18 protein-coding genes are annotated in these 25005 nt (G+C 35.4%); 5 read left to right on the top strand and 13 right to left on the bottom strand.

All coding sequences use genetic code 11. The features are described from left to right. Nucleotides 1–3: 3 nt before the first annotated feature. The 11 genes from H033_RS0105030 to trmB form a co-directional block, all read right to left on the bottom strand. Entirely contained in the window at nt 4–1377 is a 1374-nt protein-coding gene (locus tag H033_RS0105030) for a glucoamylase family protein (protein ID WP_051227795.1), read from the bottom strand. Nucleotides 1378–1421: 44 nt separating this feature from the next. After that, the gene (locus tag H033_RS0105025; RefSeq protein ID WP_026837314.1) at nt 1422–2867 is read right to left on the bottom strand and encodes a RagB/SusD family nutrient uptake outer membrane protein; all 1446 of its coding nucleotides are present in this window, start codon (nt 2865–2867) and stop codon (nt 1422–1424) included. A 12-nt stretch (nt 2868–2879) separates the two neighbouring features. Then, a complete protein-coding gene (locus H033_RS0105020) occupies nt 2880–5855 on the bottom strand; it encodes a SusC/RagA family TonB-linked outer membrane protein (protein ID WP_026837313.1) in 2976 nt (991 codons plus the stop codon). 271 nt (nt 5856–6126) lie between these two features. Continuing rightward, nucleotides 6127–8892, bottom strand: a complete 2766-nt coding sequence (locus H033_RS0105015) for a triple tyrosine motif-containing protein (protein WP_231367551.1) — start codon at nt 8890–8892, stop codon at nt 6127–6129. Between the two features lie 74 nt (nt 8893–8966). Continuing rightward, nucleotides 8967–9302, bottom strand: a complete 336-nt coding sequence (locus H033_RS0105010; protein ID WP_026837311.1) for a 2Fe-2S iron-sulfur cluster-binding protein — start codon at nt 9300–9302, stop codon at nt 8967–8969. A gap of 22 nt (nt 9303–9324) precedes the next feature. Next, nucleotides 9325–10386, bottom strand: a complete 1062-nt coding sequence (locus H033_RS0105005; RefSeq protein ID WP_026837310.1) for an NAD(P)/FAD-dependent oxidoreductase — start codon at nt 10384–10386, stop codon at nt 9325–9327. Between the two features lie 43 nt (nt 10387–10429). Next, entirely contained in the window at nt 10430–10672 is a 243-nt protein-coding gene (locus H033_RS0105000) for a NifU family protein (RefSeq protein WP_026837309.1), read from the bottom strand. Next, complete coding sequence (locus H033_RS0104995; protein ID WP_026837308.1) at nt 10673–11803, bottom strand: Mrp/NBP35 family ATP-binding protein; 1131 nt, start codon at nt 11801–11803, stop codon at nt 10673–10675. Nucleotides 11804–11945: 142 nt separating this feature from the next. Next, nucleotides 11946–12287: an MGMT family protein gene (locus H033_RS0104990; protein ID WP_026837307.1), complete on the bottom strand. Its 342-nt coding sequence runs from the start codon at nt 12285–12287 to the stop codon at nt 11946–11948. A 1-nt stretch (nt 12288) separates the two neighbouring features. Beyond that, complete coding sequence (locus tag H033_RS0104985; RefSeq protein WP_026837306.1) at nt 12289–12912, bottom strand: LysE family translocator; 624 nt, start codon at nt 12910–12912, stop codon at nt 12289–12291. Between the two features lie 4 nt (nt 12913–12916). Continuing rightward, nucleotides 12917–13591, bottom strand: coding sequence for a tRNA (guanosine(46)-N7)-methyltransferase TrmB (trmB, locus tag H033_RS0104980; protein WP_026837305.1), 675 nt, complete (start codon nt 13589–13591; stop codon nt 12917–12919). A 1967-nt stretch (nt 13592–15558) separates the two neighbouring features. On the opposite strand from trmB, the gene H033_RS0104970 reads away from it, so the two are divergent. After that, the gene (locus H033_RS0104970; protein WP_034886109.1) at nt 15559–16617 is read left to right on the top strand and encodes a glycosyltransferase; all 1059 of its coding nucleotides are present in this window, start codon (nt 15559–15561) and stop codon (nt 16615–16617) included. Here the strand turns inward: H033_RS0104970 and H033_RS0104965 are convergent. Both H033_RS0104965 and H033_RS0104960 read right to left on the bottom strand, forming a co-directional pair. Then, nucleotides 16555–17634 carry a sensor histidine kinase gene (locus H033_RS0104965; RefSeq protein ID WP_026837303.1) on the bottom strand — a complete coding sequence of 360 codons (1080 nt, stop codon included), beginning with the start codon at nt 17632–17634 and terminating at the stop codon, nt 16555–16557. The two genes, H033_RS0104970 and H033_RS0104965, sit on opposite strands and share 63 nt — an antisense overlap. Continuing rightward, nucleotides 17634–18317 carry a response regulator transcription factor gene (locus tag H033_RS0104960; RefSeq protein ID WP_026837302.1) on the bottom strand — a complete coding sequence of 228 codons (684 nt, stop codon included), beginning with the start codon at nt 18315–18317 and terminating at the stop codon, nt 17634–17636. The genes H033_RS0104965 and H033_RS0104960 overlap by 1 nt, the downstream gene beginning before the upstream one ends. 307 nt (nt 18318–18624) lie before the next feature. Between H033_RS0104960 and H033_RS0104955 the strand changes: the two genes are divergently transcribed. From H033_RS0104955 to H033_RS0104940, 4 genes are all read left to right on the top strand, one after another. Beyond that, on the top strand, nt 18625–21411 hold the full coding sequence (locus H033_RS0104955; RefSeq protein ID WP_026837301.1) for a TonB-dependent receptor: 2787 nt from the start codon (nt 18625–18627) through the stop codon (nt 21409–21411). A gap of 42 nt (nt 21412–21453) precedes the next feature. Continuing rightward, nucleotides 21454–23409, top strand: a complete 1956-nt coding sequence (locus tag H033_RS0104950; protein ID WP_026837300.1) for a hypothetical protein — start codon at nt 21454–21456, stop codon at nt 23407–23409. A gap of 194 nt (nt 23410–23603) precedes the next feature. Beyond that, nucleotides 23604–23942, top strand: coding sequence for a T9SS type A sorting domain-containing protein (locus tag H033_RS0104945; RefSeq protein ID WP_026837299.1), 339 nt, complete (start codon nt 23604–23606; stop codon nt 23940–23942). A gap of 85 nt (nt 23943–24027) precedes the next feature. After that, nucleotides 24028–25005: an acyltransferase gene (locus H033_RS0104940; RefSeq protein WP_026837298.1), complete on the top strand. Its 978-nt coding sequence runs from the start codon at nt 24028–24030 to the stop codon at nt 25003–25005.

The following is a 25005-nucleotide window of genomic DNA, read 5'->3' as shown; positions in this document are numbered from 1 at the left end:
GACTTAAATATTTGGACTTGTGAAACCTAGTTTTGTTAAGCCTTGTTTTACCTCAGGACAAGACATAAAAAGATCCCATAACAATCCGGTTCTATAATTTTCTATCATTACTATTATTGGACCTTGATCTATCGCCAGATATTGATCTGAATACCAACTAGTAGACTTATTAAAGGCATCATAAAATCCATATTGACCCCATAATTTTCCATCAAAATTATAATAGAAATTTCTAAGGGCTTTCAAAGATTCATCTGGGGTAAAGGGCATGGATGACAAAGCTGCTGTTGGAGTTATAGTACCATTATCGTTGGTAGGGCTATGTGCCGAATACCCCTCATGATCGTCACTGGCAGTCAATCCCCAAGAAGTTGCTCCATAACCTAAAAATCCTTTAGGGTTTCTTGTACAATACTCTCTATTAATAAGGGTATGATTCACATTTTGATCCCAGTAATTAGCATATCTATCTGCCAATCCTTCAGGATTTAATCCTAAAAAAGAATAGTGAGCAAAAAACAGTGGACCGCCAAAATCTGGTCCTAATGGAAGTTGCCATTTCTGGTAATACAATTTTCCATTTATAAAGCCGTTGCCAGAGGCCCATCCATCATGATAGACATCAGGCTCTATAGCGTGAGTTCTGGAAGATGCCGCTAACACATAGGTAATAAGCGCCTCATTTTGTCCCTTAATTTGAAGATTGATAATGAAACCATTTTCTGGAGACCAGTGCCAGGTTAGCGATTTTCTATTATTGGTATACCAATCCCATTCTACCTGATCCCAAATTAGATTAATTTTATCCCTCAATCCTTTTTCTTCTGAATTGTCCTTATCAAAATATTGTCTGGCAGTAAGTAATCCTTGTATCATAAAGGAAGTCTCCACAAGATCTCCACCATTATCTTGAGTAGAAAAAGGTATTACTTTCCCAGTATTCCCATTATACCAATGTGGTAAGGCTCCATGAAACCTGTCTCCGTTTAAAATAAAGTTGGTAATGGTGTTTAACCTCTTTATAGCTTCTTCTCTGGAAATATAGTTTCTTTCTACCCCCACAATAATCGCCATGACGCCAAATCCACTCCCTCCTGAAGTAACAATATTTGGACTTTGTCCACCATAGGCGTTTGCATCAGATCTTTCACGGGCCATTCCACTATCGGGGTGTCCAAAATCCCAAAAATATTTAAAGGTTTGTTCCTGCACCTTATCCATTAGCTCATTATCTGAGAGTTGCGGAGGCAATCCTGAATCTGGCTCTGTTGGAATTGGTTTATCTACTTTACTATCTTCATTGCTGGAACACGATAAAAATCCAGAACTTATAATTCCTATAATTAAGAGTATGTAGATAAATCGTGATTGTTTCATGAAAAAATAATTTTGAATATTGAGATGCCTCAGATTTATAATTTTTAGTAACCAGGATTTTGCATTAATTGACCTTTACTAAGGTCAATTTGAGCTTGTGGAATTGGGAATAGCTCATGCTTACCATCTACAAAATTCTTACCATGAGCGCGTAATACTACTCCTGCTCTCCCTTGACGAACTAGATCGAAATATCTGTCATGCTCAAAGGCCAGTTCCGCTCTACGTTCTCTCCAAACATCCATGAGCGTTACAGTTTCCAAACTTTCAAGTCCTGCTCTATTTCTCACCAAGTTCAATGGCGTTTTTGCATCGCCTCCTACATTTATAGCTGCTTCTGCATTCATTAAAAGCACCTCTGCATATCTTAAAATTCTAACATTCTTATTAGTTTCCCAATCCCCACCGTTGAAGGTTTCAGTAGTCCTACTTACATAAGCCTTTTGATTATACCTAGGATTAAAGACCGTTTCTGCGACTAAAAACCCATCGAAAAGAGTTTCTCCCCTAAATATGATGGTAGCATCTCTTCTTTCATCCCCTTCTTCATAAAAATTAGTAAGATCTTCTGTTGGGGTATTAAAACCCCAACCCCAACCTCCGGCACCTCTGGCACCTTGGACAACGAAATACCCTTGTACACCTTTATTTGGAGTTTCTCCTCTGGCTTGGATTTCAAAGATAGATTCAGAATTATTTTCTCCAATTTCTCTCCAAATATCTTCATATTCTGGAGTTAAACTGTAACCCAGACCCATCACCTCATTAGTAAGGCTTAAAACTTCTTGCCAGTTGCCCTGATACATATTTACTTTTGCCAATAATGTTAAGGCGGCCCCTTTGGTTGCTCTTCCTAGATCAATACCGGTATAAGAAACGGGTAGACCCGCTATAGCATCATTTAAATCTGAAGTTATGAATGCGTAGATACCTTCTTTTGAAACCCTTGTATTTGCTGCATTGATATCATCTTGATTTTGAATATTAGGCACCCCTTCTATTAATGGAACACCTCCAAACATTCTAACCAATCTAAAATAAAATTCAGCTCTCAAAAACTTGCTCTCCCCAATTAATCTTGTTCTAAGACCTTCTTCAATATCTAGATTTGGAAGATAGTTTAATGCCTGATTTGCTCTTGCAATACCCTGATAGTTGGATTCCCAAACTTCATTAAAAGAAATAGAAGTAGAAGTAAATGTGAGTTCATCCAAAAGATTTTTATCCGTTCCTGTATCACCCGGGTCACTTCCTTTATTGGCATCATCAGATGTAATACTACTTACTCCAATCCATGAAAAAGAACTTTGATTAAATTCCAAAAATTTATTGTAGATGGCATTTACCAGTTCCGTAGCAGCTGTTGGGCTGGAAAGAGCTTGTTCCGTAGTTTCTTTAGATGGTTGTACATCCAGAAATTCGTTATCATCACAGCCTGTAAATGTTAGGAACATTAAACCTGTAATAATTATGTTAAAAGTATTTTTCATAACTAGATCTTTTTAAAAATTTAAATTCACCCCTACAATATAGGACTTCACAGATGGGTATGCATTCAATTCTATCCCCGAGGAGTTACTAAGTGGGTCTCCATTTCCAGGTAATTCTGGTGTAAAGCCAGTGAATTTCTTGAAGATAAAAGGGTTTTGTGCCAAGGCATAGATCCGTATCTTTTTAACGCCCACAATTACATCTGGCAGCGTATATCCTACCGTGACGTTATTTATTCTGAAGTAATCTCCACTTTCTAAAAAGTAAGTAGATGATAATAGAACTTCGTTGGAGGGTGCAGGGTTCATGTTAGACGCATTATCAAAATTGAAGATATTATTAGCAACGCTTGCCTCTACATTCTCCCCACCAAAACGTTGGGCCTTTTTACCATTGTATACCATGCTTCCCGCACTTCCATAACCTTGGATGTTAAAATCCCAGCTTTTATATTCAAAGCCTCCATTTATACCAAAATAGAAATCCGGCTGAATTGAACCGAAGAACTGACGGTCATCATTATCAATTTCCCCATCATTGTTCAAATCTCTATAAACAAAATCTCCTCTTTCATCAAATCCTTCTACTTCCTGTAAAAAGAAACTTCCCAAAGGCTGACCTTCTCTTAAAATCTTTGTTACTTGTCCATTATCTATGCTTCCTCCCTGTTGTTCAAAAGCAAAGGGATTGGTGATCTCTTCCAAATTATTATCATTTGTAGTAATGTTTCCACTGATATTATATTTGAAATCGTCGTTGATTTGATCATTCCAATTCAATGCAAATTCTAAACCTTTGTTTCTAATCTTACCAGCATGAGTTAAAGTAATTCCCGAAGCTCCAAATGCATCTGGTAAGCTAATTGGCAAGATCGCATTCCTGTTCAATCTATTGTAGTAATCAAATTCTCCTGAAAGTCTGTTGTTAAGAAAGGCAAATTCTAGCCCAATGTCATATTCTTCGGTAACTTCCCATCCCACGTTCTCATCTATGATGGCAGTAATTGTAGAACCAGGCACTAATACCTGATCGGGCCCAAAAACATAACCTAAATCTGAGTTAAAGGTTAGTACATTCAAAGGAATATTTTGATTCCCTAATTCCCCATAACTTGCTCTTATCTTAAGAGTATTTACAAAATTAGATTCTTTAAGGAAATCTTCGTTGGAAATTAACCACCCTATACCAACAGAGGGGAAATAACCCCATTGATCTGCATTGTTTGCAAACACACTGGATCCATCACGTCTTATAGTAGCCGTTAATAAGTATTTACTATCAAAATCGTAATTAAGTCTTGCAAAATAAGAACGCAACCTTCTTTTATCTGAAAATCCACCACTAACTACATCTGATCCTACTTCCCCGTTATTTAATGAGAAAAGGCTTGAATCATCAGGTACGTTATTTCTTATACCCTCTAAAAATTCATTTTGTTCCTCTTCTGCAGTGGTACCTAAAGTTAACTTGACAGCGTGTTTTTCAGCAAAGGTTTTATCATAATTTAGAAAAGCATCAAATACCCAGTGATAAAAATCATCCTTTCTAACTCTTAAGGTATTTCTATTGGGTGAATCAAAATCTGAAATTTCTCTTGTAGGATCACCTGCAAGGAATTGTTCTAAATTTGGATTAAATGCGTAAGATTTTCCATAACCACTCTCAATCCCGAATCTTGTCGTGGCCGATAAATAATCTGTAATATCATAGGTTGCTGAAACGTTTCCTTGCAAAATTAAGTTTTTCCTTTTTTCGTCATTTAAAGCAAGGTCGGCAACCGGGTTACCTACATTGTTGAAGCGGGCTCCTGAACTATCAAATGGAACTCCAAATCTTCCATTAAAAGTGCCGCCTATATATCTGGCTGGTACAATTGGAGCTTGTTTATAGGCATTTGTAAATGCCGAAAATGGTTTTGGAACCGAGCGGTTAAGAGACAAGGAGATATTATGATCGAATTTTAATTTTGAAGTTAAATTATAACTGGCTTTGCCTCTTAAATTAAGCCTACGATAATCATTACCAATTAAGATCCCTTCTTCCTCAAAGTAGTTGGCACTAAAATAAGAAGTCATTTTTTCGCTACCCCCACTTATAGATACATAGTGATTGGTAACTGTACCTGTTCGGGTTATCTCATCAAAAAAATCTGTGTCGTATTGTTGATCCAGTTCAAATCTCTGATTTCCAAATGCCAGATTAGAATAATTAACAAAACCGCGAGCATTTGCCATATCTACTTTACTCAGAACCTCTTTTATTCCAAAATAAGAAGATACATCAATCTGCATCTTCCCAATCTTCCCAGATTTAGTAGTTACAATAATAACTCCATTAGCAGCTCTAGTACCATAAATTGCCAACGAAGAAGCATCTTTAAGAATATCTATAGTGGTAATATCTTCACTACTAATATTGTCTATCCTATCAGTAATAATACCATCCACTACATAAATAGGTTCTCTCCCGGCTTGCACCGTACCTGTACCACGAATACGAACTATAGGCGAACTACCTGGTGCACCAGAACTAATAATTTGAACTCCGGCGGCCTTACCTTGTATAGATTGTGTGGGAGTTAAGGCTGGTTGTTTTACTAATTCTTCTGCTTTTATTCTAGTAATGGACCCTGTAACATCCTGCTTTCTTGAACTACCGTACCCCACAAGTACAACTTCTCCTAAAGCAGAAGCACTCTCCTTCATTAGTATATTAATAATATTTTGATTAGCAACACTAACTTCGTTGGTTTCAAAACCTAAAAAACTGAACACCAAGATGTCATCGTTGTTAGCACTAATGGAGTATTTACCGTCAAAATCGGTTATAGTTCCGGTCGAAGTACCTTTAACAACAACATTTACACCAGGGAGAGTAATCCCATCTGGCTCCGATGTTACCGTACCAGTAATTATTCGGTCCTGAGCTTGTAATTGAAAATAAAACATATTGAGCAGCACAAATAATAAAGTGAATTTTGTTTTCATAAGCACAACTATTTTTGGAAGAATTAATGTTTTCAGATTTATATATCATAGCACATTAAAATGCACCGAGATTATTTCAAAGCTAACACTAGGAAAGGAGCTGTTAATGTTTACATAATATAAGTAAACACATCAAGTTTAAAGATAAACCTAAATCTTTGTTTTACAAGGAATTAGGAATATAAAATAAAGTAGTTAAAGATTCAAAGATTAATTTTGATGTGGAAAAGATGAGGTGATTAAGCCAAAACTATAACGTTTTCGAAAGAAATTACACTACTCTATGCAAAAACTTAACAAGGTTTTGGTTTTTGGGAATATTAAATTTCTTCCTTAATCTATATCGATGTAATTCTACACTTCTATAGGTAATTCCAACTAGGGGTGCTATTTCTTTAGAACTCAAATTCATTATAAGATAGGCACACATTTTTAAATCTTTTGGGGTAAGATCAATGTATTTTACCTGTAATTTTTTAAAGAAATCATCATGTACTTCATTGAAATTTCTGTCGAAAAGCGCCCAATCATTTTGAGAATTTGATTGTTGCTCCTTAATATTCATTAGTTTTGAATAGAGTGCTTTATTCTCCTTTTTTATATTCGATTTTACTATTTCCTTTTCCATTTCATTCAACATGTCCTCTTTTTTTGCCATTAAGGCCGCATAGGAGGCCAGCTCTTTACTTTTAGACTTCAGTTGGGTTTTTAATTTTTCTTGTTCTAATAGGGTTATTTTGTTATTGGTCTCGAAATTTTGCTTTTGTAATATGAGTTTTTGCTTATAATGGAGTTCCCTTTCCAATAAGTTTTTCTTTCTTTTAAATTTATTTTTATTGTAATAATGGACTAAAAAAAGAATCAAAATTAATAGGAGGGTATAGGCAAACCAAGCCCAAATATTAAAATACCAAGGCTGAAGGACACTAAACGAAAAAAGCGTCTTTTCTGAATTAGTATCTAAATTGCTTTTTCTCACTTTAAATTCATAATCTCCAGGTTGTAGATTTTGATAAGCCACATGTGAGGTGATATTAGGTATAGACCATTTTTTATCATAACCCTCCAACTTGTAGGAATAAAGAGGTAAAGACAAAGCTCCTGGAGCATGGCTGGAAAACTTTAAACTAAGGGTATTCTTCTTGAATGGAATATCTATAGAAGCATTAAGTGGTACCGAATTACCATTTACTTTAACCATTTCCAAAGACACGTTTGTTGAGTCTATGTTATTCTGAGATATAGAAGGCTTAACTTTTAAAAAACCATCATCCAAAAATAAAAACAACGACTTATCTATTTTTTTAGCGCTAGGAGCACTCTTAACGATCCTACTATTAATTAGTTCCTCATTAAAATTATATAAATTATCACCTGCTTGGGAAGTAATTCTGAGCGAATTTGCGTTTTTAATTACCAGTAATTCTTTATTAATACCTGATATACTTGTAAATGGGTATATTCTTTTTTCTAATATGGAATCCCTAACTAAAATATCATGAATTGGATCATACCTATAGATTTCATTCTTTCTTGTCAGAAATATTTGTGAGCCTAGCGCAAACATTTCGTAAGGGACATTAGAACCATTAAAACTTTTTTGAAGTTTTAATTCCTTAAAGTCATCAGAAATTTTATATTTAAACACCCCTTTATGTGCAGCATCAACCCACAAATTTTGGTCTTGATCAAAATATATACCTCTAACGGGGAAGTCTAATTCTTTAAATCTAAATGATTCCCAGACTCCTTTTATTTTATGATATCTGGTAATACCATTATAGTTGGGTTGCAAATAATATTTTGTCCCAGAAATATTAACGAAATCCATACCACCGGTTGCAGTGCTTATAAGTTTAAATTCCTTATTTTTAATACTGTAGGTGCCATTGTTATGTCCACAGATAACTTCATTACCTACTTTAGTTAGATTCCATACCTGTCCATTGGATGCTTCTAAAAACTCCAATTGAGTTCCTTTTAACGTGAATACCCCATGATTAGAGCCAACTAAAATATCTTCACCTTGGTCAACTATACTATATACAGTTCCTAATAAGCCCGATTTATCATTATAAGCATACACGTTTTTAGTAAGGAATATCTTAGACAAGCCGTTATCCAGTGCAAGCCATAAATTATTTTGTCTATCTAAAAACTGCCTTAATATGGTATTGTTGGCTAGTCCATTTTTCTTATTATAAACATATTTAAGCAAACCTTCAGAGTTATAGACCATGAGTCCATTGTTAATGGTGCCCACACATACAAGGTTGTTCACTATTTTTAAATTATTGATTTCAGGATATTTTATTTCATCAAAAGAAGAAAAAGACCATTTCTTTAATACAAAATCATTGTAATAATAAAGACCATTAATTTGGGTCGCTATCAATAATCCACCTTTATAATCAACAATACTTTGGATGGTATAATTATTTAGCGGTTTACTCCAATTTAATTGGGAAACACTATCATTTTCTATTTGGTAAATCCCATTATTTTTGGTGCCTACATATAATTTATTATGAATTAGGTAAGTATATACCGCTGAAATATTTCCAAAAGGAAGTACTTTAATTTTCTTGGTTTTTGTACTAAACCTGTAAACCTTATTGAAGGACTGAAACAAAATTTCCTCACCAAACGAAATTATTTTCCAGATTTCATCATTATTGAAATTTTTTTGGTCGATGGAATCACTTATGGAATTGTATTCTAATTCATTCTTATCATTTTTAATCCAATAGCCAAATTGATGATAAGAACCCGAATATAAAGTATCGTTTATAACGCTTACAGATCTTATTATTCCTTTGGAAGGCAAAGTATACTTAGCCCAAAAATCTCCGTTAAAAGCTAGGAGATTTTTATTATTAGCAACATATACTGTCCCATCTGTGTGTTGAGTAATATCCCAATTAGAATTCTCCCCTTTATAATCGGTTTTTAAATAATTGGTGAAGTAGGGAGCTATTTCTTGCCCCTGTAGAGTAAAACAAGCAGTTAGAAGCAAGCCAATTAAAACTACTCTCATTTCGTTTATTATATCCATTAACTGCAAGATATAATAAAATTAGAATTAGTGCTTAGCGTAAAACATTAAGATATTTACGTAGACTGCGGTGCTAGTTTAACTTCTAGTCCTTCTAGTTCTTGAGTTATATGTATCTGGCAACCTAATCTACTATTGTCTTTTACAAAAAATGCCTGATCTAACATGTCTTCTTCTTCATAACTTTTTTCTGGCATTAAATGTTCATGACTTAAAACATAACATTGACAAGAAGCACACATAGCCATTCCGCCACATATACCAATAGTACCTTCTGGAGCCAATTCATGCATCCGCACTATCTCCATCAGGTTCATATTCATATCTGTGGGAGCATCAACATTATGAGCTTCACCTTCTCTATCTATTATGGTAATTTTAATATCAGACATATCTCAGAAAAAAATGGAATCCTTAATTTATACTTTTAACGACTTCTCGTTTAGCTTCTTTTTTTGAACCATCAAAACCGTTTACTCCACTTACAGTAGTATATTTCATAACATACTTCTTATCTGGGTTAATTCTTTGGTACGCACTTTGACACATTATAGCAGCTTCATGAAAGCCACAAAGTATCAGTTTTAATTTTCCCGGATAGGTATTTACATCTCCAATGGCGTAAACTCCAGGTATATTGGTTTGATAATCGTACGTATTATCAACCTTGATAGCATTTTTTTCAATTTCTAATCCCCAATCGCCTATTGGACCTAATTTTGGAGAAAGACCGAATAATGGAATGAAATGATCTGTAGGTTTTACTTCTTCCTCTTCCACATTATCCTTGTGTCTAATCACTACAGCCTCTAGGTGGTTTTCTCCTTTAAGATCTACAACTTCAGCATCGGTGATCAAGTTGATCTTCCCGATCTTAGATAATTCTTCTACTTTTTCTACGGAATCCAAAGCTCCTCTAAAATCTTTCCTTCTATGAACTAATGAAACTTCCTTTGCAATATTGGAAAGAAAAATGGACCAGTCCAAAGCTGAATCTCCTCCACCGGCAATTACTACAGATTTATCTCTATAAACTTCAGGATCTCTAATGATATAGGAAACTCCTTTGTCTTCAAAATTAGATATTGAAGGGATAGGCGGTTTTCTAGGTTCGAAACTTCCTAAGCCACCTGCAATTACAACAACAGGTGCGTTGTGTTTAACCCCTCTGGAAGTAGTAACCAAAAATGTTCCGTCTTCTAATTTATTTAAAGTTTCTGCCCGATCTCCTAGAGTGAACCCAGGGCTAAAAGGCTTTATTTGTTCCAGAAGATTAGTTACCAGATCACCAGCTAATACTTCTGGAAATCCAGGAATATCATAAATTGGTTTTTTTGGATAGATCTCGGCACATTGCCCTCCTGGAATTGGTAGTGCATCTATCAAATGACATTTAAGTTTAAGCAATCCGGCCTCAAACACGGTAAACAAACCTGTGGGTCCGGCACCGATTATAATAATATCTGTTTTGATCATTCTTTTTCAATTTGCAATAAAAGATAAGTAGCTAAAAACCAGCTTACCTTTCAATATTTACCACTTCCTCTATTTGTGGTGCATATTTTTTGATGGTCATTTCTACACCAGATTTCAATGTCATCTGGTTAACGTGACAACCTACACAAGCCCCTTCTAACTGAACCTTTACTAGGCGATCATCTTCAATTGATACTAAAGAAATATCTCCCCCGTCGCTTTGCAAAAAAGGTCTAATTTCTTGCAAGGCTTTTTCTACATTAATTCTAATTTCTTCAGTCGTCATTTATTTTCCTTTAACAGCACTACATCCAGCCATGGTAGTTATTTTAATAGCTTCGGTTGGAGGCAAGCTTGTATTTCTATTCACAGTTTCCTGAACTATATTTCTGGTTAATTCTTCAAAAGAATTTTCCAATGCTGTTCCGGTTTGTAAAGCTGCAGGTCTACCTAAATCTCCCGCTTCACGAATGCTTTGCACCAATGGAATCTCACCTAAAAACGGAACTCCAAGATCGGTTGCAAGATTTCTTGCTCCTTCTTTGCCGAAAATATAATATTTATTCTCTGGCAACTCATCTGGAGTGAAATAAGCCATGTTTTCTATAATTCCTAATACTGGAACGTTGATGCTTTCTTGTTGAAACATTGCCACTCCTTTTTTAGCATCGGCAAGTGCCACATTTTGTGGGGTACTTACTATAACTGCTCCTGTAATTGGAAGCGATTGCATGATAGATAAGTGAATATCACCAGTTCCTGGTGGAAGATCTATCAGCATAAAATCCAATTCTCCCCAAGCTGCATCAAAAATCATTTGGTTTAACGCTTTTGCTGCCATAGGGCCTCTCCAAACTACCGCCTGATCTGGTTTTGTAAAGAAACCTATCGATAATAATTTAACTCCGTAGCTCTCCACTGGTTTCATTTTAGACTTTCCATCTACATTTGTAGATAAAGGTCTTTCAGCTTCTACATCTAGCATGATAGGCATAGAAGGCCCATAAATATCGGCATCTAATAACCCTACTTTAAATCCCATTTTAGCCAACGAAACCGCTAAGTTAGCAGTGACTGTAGATTTCCCAACTCCACCTTTTCCAGAGGCAACAGCAATAATATTTTTAATTCCAGGAATAGCCTTTCCTTTGATGGTAGGTTTTTCCGGAGCTTCAACCTTAATATTGACCTTTACGATAGCTTTATCGAAGACCTTTTCTTGAATAACTTTAATTATATCTGCTTCTGCCCTCTTTTTAATATGCATTGCAGGAGTAGTCATTAATAAATCTACCACTACCTCATCTCCAAAGGTCATTACGTTTTTTATAGCACCACTTTCTACCATATTACTTCCCTCACCAGAAAGAGAAATGGTTTCAAGAGCTGCTAGTATATCTTTTCTTTCTAATTTCATCTGAATTTATTTCATTTTCAACCTCTTATATAGATTGATTCTAAAATGCAAATATAAAGGCTTTCCCCAAGAAAACGAAGTATTCCGCTATAATTGATTGATTATAGAATAAGCGAAAATTATAGATACTGTTTTAAGTGTTTTAAAGCGGTCTTTCCAATTCCTTATTTGGATCCCAAAACACTTTTTCGAAATTTTGAATTTGGTTACCTTTAATAATTACGCCTTCACTTTCCAACAATTGCTGCATCGCATTGGTGCCTCCAAAATGATGTTTTCCTGTGAGTAATCCCAATCTATTTACCACTCTTTGAGCAGGCACTTCTTCCAGATCATGTGCCTTGTTCATTGCCCAACCTACCATTCTGGCACTTCTAGCAGCTCCTAAATATCTGGCTATAGCGCCATAGGATGAAACTCTACCTAAAGGGATAAGTTTCACAACTTCATAAACTCGCTCAAAAAAGTTGGGTTCTTCGGCCATGTTAATAACAGAAAATCCTGATTAATGTTATAATTATCAGAACAAGCATTAAAGCTGCCATAAAATAATTTGAATATTTGGCAAAGACTTCGGTCTTATCTTCAATTTTCCAGAAAGAAAAAACATAGAAATATAAGGTAGTAAAGCTTCCTAAGGAAGCAGCAAGAACAAAAACCAGTATATATGACCAATGATAATTAACCTCTCCACTAACATTTAAAGCGGCGGCAATGGCAACAAAGAAGGGAATTGGAAAAACATTTAGAACCGCCACCAACATTCCTTTAAAAAAACTATTGGAGTTCGCCTTTTTAGAATGCTTTTTCAAATGTGAATCACTTCTTGCTTTCAAATAGAAATAAATCATTAAAAATATGAATATAACAAGCCCAGTTCTAAGAAGAATATTGCGAACAAAAGGATTATCGAAAATATACTTAGCTAAAAGAATAGCAACCAAGGCCTGAAAAAAGACAATTATAGATGCCCCAATTGCAACATAAATTCCATTTTTCTTACCATACTCTACGCAAGTTTTGGCAACTGTCATGTTTACTAATCCCGGGGGCACTACTCCTAATAGAGCTGCAAAATATGTGATCAGGAAAATTTTTGTTTCCTCCAAATTGCTATTTTATCTTAAATTGAATATAGGTAATTGGCTTTCCTTGCTCAAGGTACTGTTTTTCATAGAAAGTTTGTATCCCTACAACTTCTTTTGGGGAATATACATTTTTATAGACATCATGGTTGGCATGCAAAATTTCATGACCCTCGCCATGTAGCAAGCCCAATGTATATCCATGCATAAATTCGCTATCGGTCTTTATGTTTACCAAGCCCGCTGGCTTTAAGATGTGCTTGTATTTTTTAAGGAAGTCTGAATTTGTTAATCTATGCTTGGTACGCTTGTATTTTATCTGAGGATCTGGAAAGGTGATCCAGATCTCATCTACTTCATTTTCTGCAAAAATAAGATCTATCAATTCGATTTGGGTTCTCATGAAGCCAACATTAAGCATCTCCTCTTCTATGGCTGTCTTGGCGCCTCTCCAAAATCTTGCTCCCTTAATATCTATCCCAATAAAATTTTTATCTGGATTTGCTTGAGCCATTGCAACGCTATACTCTCCTTTTCCGCATCCTAGCTCTAGAACGATCGGGTTGTTGTTTTTAAAGAATTGCTCGTTCCAGTTCCCTTTAAGAGCATATTGAGTGTCTACAATTTCCTCTCTGGAAGGCTGAACTACATTATCAAAACTTTCGTTTTCCCTAAATCTCTTGAGTTTATTCTTACTGCCCACGTGCTGTTAAATATTTTGGCAAAATTAGCTAAAATAGCTTAGACAGTCATTATCTGGATCTAAGGCATTTTCTAAATTTTCAGTATTTAAATTCTGGTTGTTCATTTTTGTTCCAGTGAGTAGTTTTCAATTTATTCATACAAGGTGGTTTTTGTGATTCTGTTCCAATTGCCATTCTATGTTTATACCAAACTTCGACAAGCTACCATTGACGTATTTTCTGAGTTGCCCAAAATAAGAGACCCTGAACTCCCGAAGTATCGGGACAGGGTGACGATACTATTTTAATTGCCGTCATGCTGAACTCGTTTCAGCATCTTTCATACGTCAATATCCTACGCTAGATATTTTTTTTATCACGGGTCTCAGCCTTACAATTACTTTCACTTGTCATTCTGAAAGTAGCGTAGCGGATTGAAGAATCTCAATGAAATAGGATTAAGGTTCAAAAGAGATCCCTCCTCACGTCGGGATGACAATACGTTGAGACTTAGCTTGCCGAAGTATGATATAATATCTTAGAGGCTTCGACCTCAGCCTTACAATTACTTTCACTTGTCATTCTGAAAGTAGCGTAGCGGATTGAAGAATCTCAATAAAATAGGATTAAGGTTCAAAAGAGATCCCTCCTCACGTCGGGATGACAATACGTTGAGACTTAGCTTACCGAAGTATGATATAATACCTAAAAGGCTTCGACCTCAGCCTTACAATTACTTTCACTTGTCATTCTGAAAGTAGCGTAGCGGATTGAAGAATCTCAATGAAATAGGATCAAGGTTTAAAAGATATCCCCCCACACGTTGGGATGACAATACGTTGAGACTAAGCTTACCGAAATATGATAAAATACCTAAGAGGCTTAGACCTCAGCCTGACAATTACTTTCACTTGTCAGGCTGAAAGTAGCGTAGCGGATTGAAGAATCTCAATGAAATAGGATTAAGGTTCAAAAGAGATCCCTCCTCACTGCGGGATGACAATACGTTGAGACTTAGCTTGCCGAAGTATGATATAATACCTTATAGGCTTCGACCTCAGCCTGACAATTACTTTCACTTGTCATTCTGAAAGCAGCGTAGCGGATTGAAGAATCTCAATAAAGTAGGATTAAGGTTCGAAAGAGATCCCTCCTATCGTCAGGATGACAAGACGTTGAGACTAAGCTTGCCGAAATATGATATAAAACCTAAGAGGTTTCGACATGCTACCATTGACGTATTTTCAAAGTTACTCCGAATAAGAGACCCTGAACTCCCGAAGTATCGTGACAGGGTTACGATACTGTTTTAACTGCCTTCATACTGAAATCGGTTCAGCATCTTTCATACGTCAATTTACTACGCTCGATAATTTTTTTATCACGGGTCTACCATTGACTTATTATATAAGTTACTGATTTATAGATAATTGAAGCGCCTAATTCTTTGCAAGTTTTTAATACGCTTTTTGTTATCATTGAGGTGATTTCAAGATTTTGGAAAACACTCCTTTTAGTCGGTAATGATTTGTTTAATTTTAAGATTGTTCATTTTTTTATCTGTCCAAAAAAACGAACCAAAAAAAGGACACTTTTTTGTAGGTGTTTCCAATTATGCTCCCGCATAATTGGAACCGTACTTCCCCAGCTAAATTTTCTCCTAGGCTTCGAAAATTTTACGCTGGGGAAGCACTACACTGCAAAAAAGAAGTTCTTAAAACAATAAATCTGCTGAGAACCATCATACGTCAATATCATACGCTAGATAATTTTTTTAACACGGGTCTCAGCCTTACAATTACTTTCACTTGTCATTCTGAAAGCAGTGTAGCGGATTGAAGAATCTCAATGAAATAGGATTAAGGTTCAAAAGAGATCCCTCCACACGTCGGGATGACAAATAAATATGTTATTTCTTATATCTTATAAAAATCGATAATAAATTTAATTTACAACTCTTTAATTATTGGGTTACTTATATTTGATCATGCAAAAAAAACAAATTTTAGTTGCTCCCTTAAATTGGGGTTTAGGCCATGCCACTAGATGCATCCCAATAATCAACGAACTAATTCGTCAAAATTTTGAGCCCGTAATCGCCTCAGATGGAGCTGCACTAAAATTACTTCAGAAGGAATTTCCAGATTTAGAATATTATGCTTTACCAGAATATAATATCAGTTATTCAAAGAAGGAAGTTTTTTTTAAGTGGAAGCTACTCCTTCAAACTCCAAAAATAATAGCTGCAATTAAGAAGGAAAAAGAAGCCACCCGAAAACTTGTTAGCGCTCAAAATATCTCCGGAATAATATCTGACAACAGATGGGGAGTGAGACACAAAAAAATTCCTTCTGTATTTATAACTCATCAGTTGAAGGTGCTTTCTGGTTCTTCAACCTTTTTCAGCAGTAAACTTCAGCAAAAATTGATTTCAAAATTCACAGAATGCTGGGTGCCAGATTTTGGAAACACGCCTAATTTAAGCGGTGAAATGGGCCATTTAGTTAAAACACCATTTCCAGTAAAATATATTGGCCCATTAAGCAGGTTTTCGAAACTGCAACTTCCTATTAAATACAAATATGCCATCGTACTATCCGGGCCCGAACCTCAGCGAGGAATTTTAGAAAAGTTACTACTTAAGGAATTCAAAGATCATTCTTCTCCTATTTTATTTATTAGAGGAGTATTGGAAAAGGAATCAAAAACTGAAACAATTGGGAATATTAGGATTTATAACTATCTGCTTGGAAAAGAATTGGAAGAAGCATTAAATAGTAGCGAACATATAATTTGCCGATCTGGCTATACAAGCATTATGGATATTGCAAAACTGGAGAAAAAAGCATTTTTAATTCCCACTCCAGGACAACCAGAACAGGAATACTTAGCAAAAAAACTTTCTGAAAATACTTTAGTTGGAAGTTGTACTCAAAATAAGTTCTCTCTTAAGAAATTAGAAAATCTAAAAAACACTAAAGGATTAAGATTTGATTTTCTTACGACCAGTTTTAGTTCTGTTTTTGCTCTTTTCCAGAGTGAATGAGAACTCACTACCTACCCCATACACACTTTCTACATAGACCTTCTCATTATGTGCTTCCAGAATATGCTTTACTATAGAAAGACCCAAGCCTGAACCGCCTTCTTTTCGCGATCCACTTTTATCTACTCTGAAAAAACGTTCGAAAAGACGTGGAATATTAGCTTTCTCTATTCCTTCTCCATTGTCTGAAACCCTAATTATCACTTTGTTCTTAATTAGGTTCTCGATACTAATTTCGGTAGTCCCTCCCTTTTTGCCATATTTAATAGAGTTCACAACCAAATTAGAGATTACTTGCTGCATTCTATCCATATCGGCATTTACCATTATAGGCTCCTTATAGAGTAAATCGAAGGCAAGAGAGATGTTCTTTTTAGCAGCTTTCATCTCTAAAAGATCAAAGACATTCTGGATTAATTCAACAACATCAAAATTCTCCTTATTTAAATGAAGGTCACCGGCTTCTAATTTTGTGATCATATCCAGATCCTTCACAATATAAACGAGCCGTTCTACTCCTTTACTTGCCCTTTGAAGATATTTTTTGCGCACTGCTTTATCCTTCATCGCGCCATCCAGCAAAGTAAGAATGTAGCCTTGAACAGTAAATAGCGGAGTTTTAAGTTCATGAGAAACATTGCCCATAAACTCTTTTCTATAGGTCTCTCTAACCTGTAAAGTTTCAATCTCTAACTTTTTACCTTTGGCAAATCTTTCTACTTCTTTGGTAAGCGTTGCCATATCTGTGGTGATCTGACTTGGATTTAAAGTGCTGGCATCCAAAAGTGTAACATTATCGTAAATATTCTTAATTCTCTTGTAAATAAAATGCTCTACCCTATATTGGATTATTATAAAAGAAATCAAATAACTAACAAGAAAAAAACCAATTACCGGAAAAAGCTGGAACCCTGAAGTTAATAATGAAAATATACTCACGACTAAGGTTAGAAACACTGAAATAAATAACGAAGTCTTAAGTGAAAATTTATATGATTTTCTGAAATTTTTAGCCATTAAATAACAAACTTATAACCTACTCCTTTTACAGTCTTAAAACTGTCATCCCCAATTTTCTCTCTCAGTTTCCTGATGTGGACATCTATGGTTCTACCTCCAACAACTACTTCATTCCCCCAAACACTATCTAGGATCTCTTCTCTTTTGAAGACTTTCCCAGGCTTAGATGCTAGTAGTGAAAGTAACTCAAATTCTTTTCTTGGCAATATAATTTCCTCATCGTTATTGATGATTTTATACTCGTCCCTGTTGATGATTAAATTTCCAACTTGAACTATGTTAGAAGCAGTTTCATTCTCACGAAACCTTCTTAACAAAGCATTTACTTTACTAACCAAAACCTTCGGCTTAATTGGTTTGGTTATGTAATCGTCCGCTCCGGCATCAAATCCTGCCATTTGAGAGTAATCTTCTCCCCTTGCAGTAAAAAAAGTGATCATGGTATCTTCCAATTCTGGGATCTTTCTTATTTGTTCACAGGTTTCAATCCCATCCATTTCTGGCATCATTACATCTAGAATAATAAGTTGCGGCTTTTTCTTCTTCGCAATTTTTATTGCTTCTTTCCCATCTTCGGCAGTTATAACATTATAGCCTTCCGCAGAAAGATTATAACCTACTATTTCTAGGATATCTGGCTCATCATCGACCAAAAGGATTGTAATATTCTTTTTCTTCATATAAATCAGATTAATTTATTGCAAATAAATCTATGTAAAGATAAAATTAATACTGAAGTATCTTAAAGCCTCTATACTTGGTAACACTTACTTAACACAGAAGATCCTTTGTAATCCCCGAAAAGGGCGTCAACCATAGAAAATAAAGAAAACTTGTTATCTCATTATTACCAATCTCCAAGAACCTCTAGATCCCGAAACCATTTCATAACATTAGAATAGTCCCAATTAACCTAAGCGTAAAGTTAAGTTAAGCTACTTCAAGAGTTCTCATCGTTAATTTGTCCTGTCGATAAAAAACAAAATAATGAAGAAGATTTTTTTACTATTAACGCTATTTTTTATAAGCATTTCTTACGCTCAGGAAAATACTAAAGGTACCATTGCGGGCAAGCTTATGGATAAGGAAATAAGCGGCGAAACACTGCCTTTTGCAAATGTCATTATTAAAGGCACTTCTACAGGTACTACTACAGATATTGATGGATTATATGCAATTGAAAATTTAACCGCAGGGACTTATACCGTGATTTTTAGTTTCGTGGGATACGAAACTTTGGAAGTTCCCAATGTAACAGTGGTTGCCGGAAAAGTTACAGTAATAAACACTGCATTAGGATCTAATGCTGCTTCTCTAGATGAAGTAGTTATTAAAACCGTTGCAAGAAGAGATTCTCAAGTTGCTCTTTTAATTGAACAAAAAAAGGCAATAGAGATTAAAGAAAGTATAGGTGCCCAAGAATTAGCCAAAATGGGAGTTTCTGATGCTGCTACTGCTACTACAAAGATTTCTGGAGTGAGCAGTAGTGAGGCTTCAGGAGATATTTTTGTGCGAGGCCTTGGAGATCGTTATTTAAACACCACCATGAACGGTTTGCCAGTCCCATCAGACGATGTAGAGCGCAAGAATATAGATCTGGAATTGTATTCTACCAACATTTTACAAAATGTGAGCATTAGCAAAACATATTCGGCTCAAAATTCGGCAGATCAAGCTTCGGGAACTATAGATATTAGCACTAGGGAACTACTTGGGACCCAGGAATTAGCAGCTGGCGTAAAAGTAGGTTTTAACACCAATGCTATAAGAAATGGCGTTGGAGATAATTTCAAAACATCACCAAATTCAGAAAATGTGACTTTTGGATTTTATTCCAGAGACCTTAGAACACGGGAAGCATTAACACAACAAACCTGGAATACGCAACAGGCAGAACTTCCTCTTGATTATAAATACACCTTAACTGCAGGGAAGAAATTTGGTGAAAAGCTTAAAGTATTATTTACTGGTTCACAGGATATTTCTTTTGAACATAGACAAGGAGAGTTTAGAGAATTTAGAGCAAATTTTATAAATGACTCTATTACAGATGTTGAAACGTTTTCGAAATCTATCAATACTACCGGCTTACTTAGTTCCTCTTATAATTTCAATGAGAATAACGAAGTTAAATTTACCAGCCTTTTCATCAATAAATTAACCGATGAAGTTTTTGAAGGTGGAAGAAATGGAGAAGCTACCATTTTTGAAGAAACCGAACCAGTAGAAGATCTCTCTCAGTTTATTAGAGATCAAAATATCAAACAAACCCAATTATGGGTGAATCAGCTAACAGGGAATCATCAACTAAATAAAAAAAACGAATTGGATTGGGCCATTGGTTATAATACTGTAGATGCAGATGAACCAAACAGAATTCGGAATGAAGTTAATTTTAGAGATGGCTTTGTACAACTGGGGAGAACCGGTGGGTTTCAACAAAGAAAATCTGCTCAAATAATCAATGACCAGGAATTCAATGGACTTATCAAAGATGAATTAACATTAATAGATTCTGAAGAAAAAAGTTTGAGACTGAGCTTCGGTGCTAATTATAGAAATAAAGAACGTGATTTTGGATCTCAATTTTTGGGCTTAGAGGAAAGCACTATAAATACACTTAATCCAACGTCTATAAACAACTTATCTAGAGTCTTTACTCCAGAAAATCTTCAGAACGGTTTACTTACTTTAAATATTCTCGCTCCAGACAGGTATTTGGCAACATTGGAATCTACTGCAGGCTTTGTTTCTGCAAACTACAATTTAAATAAATTCAATTTTAATCTTGGGCTGCGTTATCAAAAAGATGATCTAAATGTAAAATATGATGTTGGAAACATCCCGGGAAGGTTTGGTGTTTCAGACAAATCTTACAACAATTTTTATCCAAGCATCAACTTAAAATATGCTGCCAATGAGCGCAATAATTTTAGAGTTGCAGCTAGTAAAACCATCACCTTACCTGAATTTAAAGAAATAGCACCTTTCGAGTATGTGTCTCCAGTTGGGCAAGTAACTCGTGGAAACCCCGATTTAGAAGCCTCTACCAATTATAATTTTGATGTTAAATGGGAATTCTTTCCAACTGCAAATCAGCTAGTGTCACTTACTGGATTTTTCAAAAAAATAGAAGACCCTATAAATAAAGTCCAAGATCGAGGTTCTGCGGGAGTTTTCTCTTTCTTCAATTCTGCTGAAAAAGCTGAAATATACGGATTGGAAATTGAAACCAAACTAAACCTGATTAAAGCAGAAGACGAATCAGGGATCAATTTAGATCTCAACTTGAATGCTTCAAGAATGTGGCACTCTCAGGACTTAAAAGAACTAAGAGATGCTCAAGGAGTCTTTCTAAAAACCTTTAGATATAAAGGTTTAACAGAAACAGATCTTCAAGGAGCTTCTGATTGGATCTTTAATGGTTCGCTTAATTTTTCAACAAATTCTCCAAACCCATTTTTGGCTACTGTAACTGCCAATTATGCTTCAGACAAGATCTTTGCTTTAGGCGCACCAGAAATCCAGACTCAAAGTGAAACTTTTTACAACGATGCTATTATAGAAAAGGGATTTGTAACGCTAAATACTGTAATAAGTAAAGATTTTGGCAAACACTGGGGAGTCCAACTATCAGGAAAAAACTTATTAAACCCCGAAATAAAAAGAACCCAAAATGTTAGACCAAGCACCACTGGAATAGAATCCACAGAGACCGTGAGATCTTACACACGTGGGGCAACAATAAGCCTAGGCTTAAATTATAATTTTTAAATAATGAAAACTACGAATAAACCAATTTTAAAATCTAAAAAAATGAAAACAAGCTTTAAAAGTATTGCAGTATTAGTAACACTTCTTTCTTCTCTTTTCTTGGGAAGTTGTAGTAGTGATGATGGCTTTTTCGACAACGGAGAACAAGGTGAAACACCGGTAACACCAATAGACAATAATCTAAATGGAACATTAACTTCTAATTTAACTTTAGACCCAAATGTATCTTACCAATTAACAGGTTCATTTAGTGTAGAACCAGGGGTTAAATTAACGATACCTGCTGGAACAAATATCACTGCGAGTGTTGGTCAGGAAGTGTATATCGTAGTAAAAAAAGGAGCACAAATTGATGTTCAGGGAACTCAAAGCAACCCTGTGAGAATGTCCTCTGAAAATTCAAGTCCAGGAGAATGGGGAGGTTTGGTGATCTTAGGAGATGCTAAAACTACTGAAGGTGTAAATGCAACTGCTGAAGTTGGTGGATTTATCTACGGAGGAAATAACGATCAGGATGATTCAGGGTCTATTAGATACATGATCATTGAAGGAGCCGGGGCACAGATACAGGCAAATTCTCAATACAACGGATTAACTTTATATTCTGTTGGTTCTGGAACTACCATAGAGAACATCGCTTTAATTAATGGAGCAGATGATGGAGTTGAGTTTTTTGGAGGAACTGTTTCTATTAAGAACATCTATTTAGAAAATAATGAAGATGATGCTATCGACTGGACAGAAGGCTGGAACGGAACTGTTACCAACGCATACGTATTACATACTAAAGCTGGTTTTTCTACAGCTGTAGAGGCAGATGGTTTAAACAACAATCCTAAGATTATCAACTTAACGGCCGTGTCTTCTAAAGGTGGAACTGCATTACAGTTCAAAAAAGAATCTGGAGCTACTATTTCTGGATTGTCATTAACAGGATACGATACATCTATAGACATGAAAGATAATGGGCCAATTGCAAATATTCTTATTGAAGATGTGGTAGCCGATCCGGGAAAATCTTATACAGATGTTGCAAGCGTAGATATTGCTCTTTTTAACTGGATAAATAATAGAGGGTCAGTTGAAGCTACAGTATTACAAGGTATTGTTGAGGGTGAACTTAGTTTAAATGCATCTGTATCTTATGAGCTAACTTCTTCCTTGATCGTGAAAGATGGAGGAAAATTAACCATCCCAGCAGGAACAAAAATCAGTGCTAGAAATGGAGGAACAGGTGTATACATTGCCGTTCTACAAGGTGGGGAAATAGATATTCAGGGAACTCCGACTAACCCAGTGGTGATTTCTTCTGAAGATGCACAACCAGGAGATTGGGGCGGATTAACCCTAGTTGGAAAAGCAACTACTACAGAGGGTGTAAATGCAACCGCAGAAGTTGGCGGATTTGTATACGGAGGTAATGAAGATGCAGACAGTTCTGGAAGTATTAAAAACTTAGTGATCCTTGGAACTGGAGCGCAAATTAATGCTGAATCTCAATATAATGGAGTTTCATTTTACTCGGTTGGATCGGGAACAGTTATAGAAAATATAGCTGTAATAAATGGAGCAGATGATGGAGTAGAGTTCTTTGGAGGAACTGTTTCTGCAACCAACATTTACTTAGAAAATAACGAAGATGATGCTCTAGACTGGACAGAAGGCTGGAATGGAACGGTAACAAATACTTACGTTTCTCATACTGTTTCAGGATTTTCTACCGCCTTAGAAGCAGATGGGTTGAACAAGAATCCGAAGCTTGTTAACTTCACTGCGATCTCCACAACTGGAGGGACAGCTCTACAGTTTAAGAAAGAATCTGGGGCAACTATCAACAACATTTATTTAGAGGGTTACCAAACTAATCTGGACATGAAAGATATTGGACCGGTAGCTAACATAAAGGTGGATGGAGCAAATGCTAGTTTAACAGGCACTTATAATGCAGGAACTAAAGTAGATGTTTCTGGTTGGTCTTGGAGAAATGCAAGATTATAAAATTAAATTTCAATTTGGTATACCCTTTATTAGTTAAGGTTAGCATTGGAGTTGAAAAATAGATGAGGTGTAACTACCTCATCTATTTTGTTTTAGGAGTAAAATAATAATAATTAATTATATCTTTAAGCATGAATTAATGGTATCATTTTTGAATTATTTATTGTAGATTTACAATTACCAACGTAACAAATATGAAAAAATTCTACATCTTAAGTTTATTATTGGTTAGTTTTCTGCTGTTCACCCCTCGGGCTATAGCTCAAAACACAGCGATTCCTGCGTTTGCTACAGAAAAACCAATAGAAGGTCTCTCTATTTACCCTAACCCTGTGGTTGGTAGTAAAGTGTATATTACCTCCAATAAAAATCAAACTAAAGAAGTAGAAATTTATAATGTATTAGGTAAAAAAATTCTAAACGCCCGAATTACAGGTAAAGAATTAGATGTTTCAGAACTTACTCCTGGAATATATATCTTAAAAATTAAAGAAGGAACTACTCAAGCTACCAGAAAATTGGTGGTCAGGTAATTTTAAAACACATAAATAAAAAGCTTCTATTCTTAGAAGCTTTTTTTATTTCTACCTTTACTTTCATTTTCTTCAAAACACATAAATGAATCCTGAAAAGATTTTTTCTATTTCTTCTGAACAAGATTTCAATGAAGCTGCACTAGAAATTTTCAGATTTCAATATGCTAACAATTCGGTATACCGAAAGTTTTCGGATTTATTAAAAAAAGATCCGAAGCAGATAAATAAGATTGAAAACATTCCCTTTTTACCAATAGATCTTTTTAAGTCTCATACTATATTATCTTCTGAAGAAAATATTCAGAAAATATTCACAAGCAGTGGCACTAACGGTAGTAAAACCAGCAAACATCACGTAACAGATCTTGCTATTTACGAACATAGTTTTAATCTGGGTTTTAAACAGTTTTATGGAAAAATCGAAGATTACGTTATCCTAGCGCTCTTACCTTCTTATCTGGAACGGGATGGTTCTTCTTTAATTTACATGGCGCAGCAGTTAATTGAAAAAAGTAAGCATCCAGATAGCGGATTCTACCTTAATAATCTTTCTGAATTAAAAGAGACATTAATCTCTTTGGATAGCAAGGGCCAAAAAGTCTTACTTATTGGTGTGTCCTTTGCCTTATTAGATCTTGTAGAAGACTTTCAGTTTAAACTGAAGAATACCATAGTTATGGAAACTGGCGGCATGAAAGGGAGACGTAAAGAGATGATCCGGGAAGAACTGCATAGTATCCTTAAAAAAGGTTTTGGGGTAGCTGCCATCCATAGCGAATACGGAATGACCGAGTTGTTATCTCAAGCATATTCGTCAGGAAATGGAGTTTTTGATTGCCCACCTTGGATGAAGATCTTAATTCGGGATCCGGAAGATGCACAGTCCTACCTCCAAAATAATAGTACCGGCGGAATTAATGTAATAGACCTTGCCAATATAAATTCCTGCTCTTTTATCGCCACTCAAGATCTTGGAAAAAAGAGCGAAAAAAATTCTATAGAAATTATGGGTAGGTTTGATAACAGTGATATTCGCGGCTGTAATTTAATGGTGCTTTAG

Source organism: Gillisia sp. JM1, from assembly GCF_000424645.1.
GTDB lineage: Bacteria > Bacteroidota > Bacteroidia > Flavobacteriales > Flavobacteriaceae > Gillisia.
Note: the sequence above shows the minus strand (reverse complement) of the source record. Positions and strands in the feature narration are given on the sequence as shown.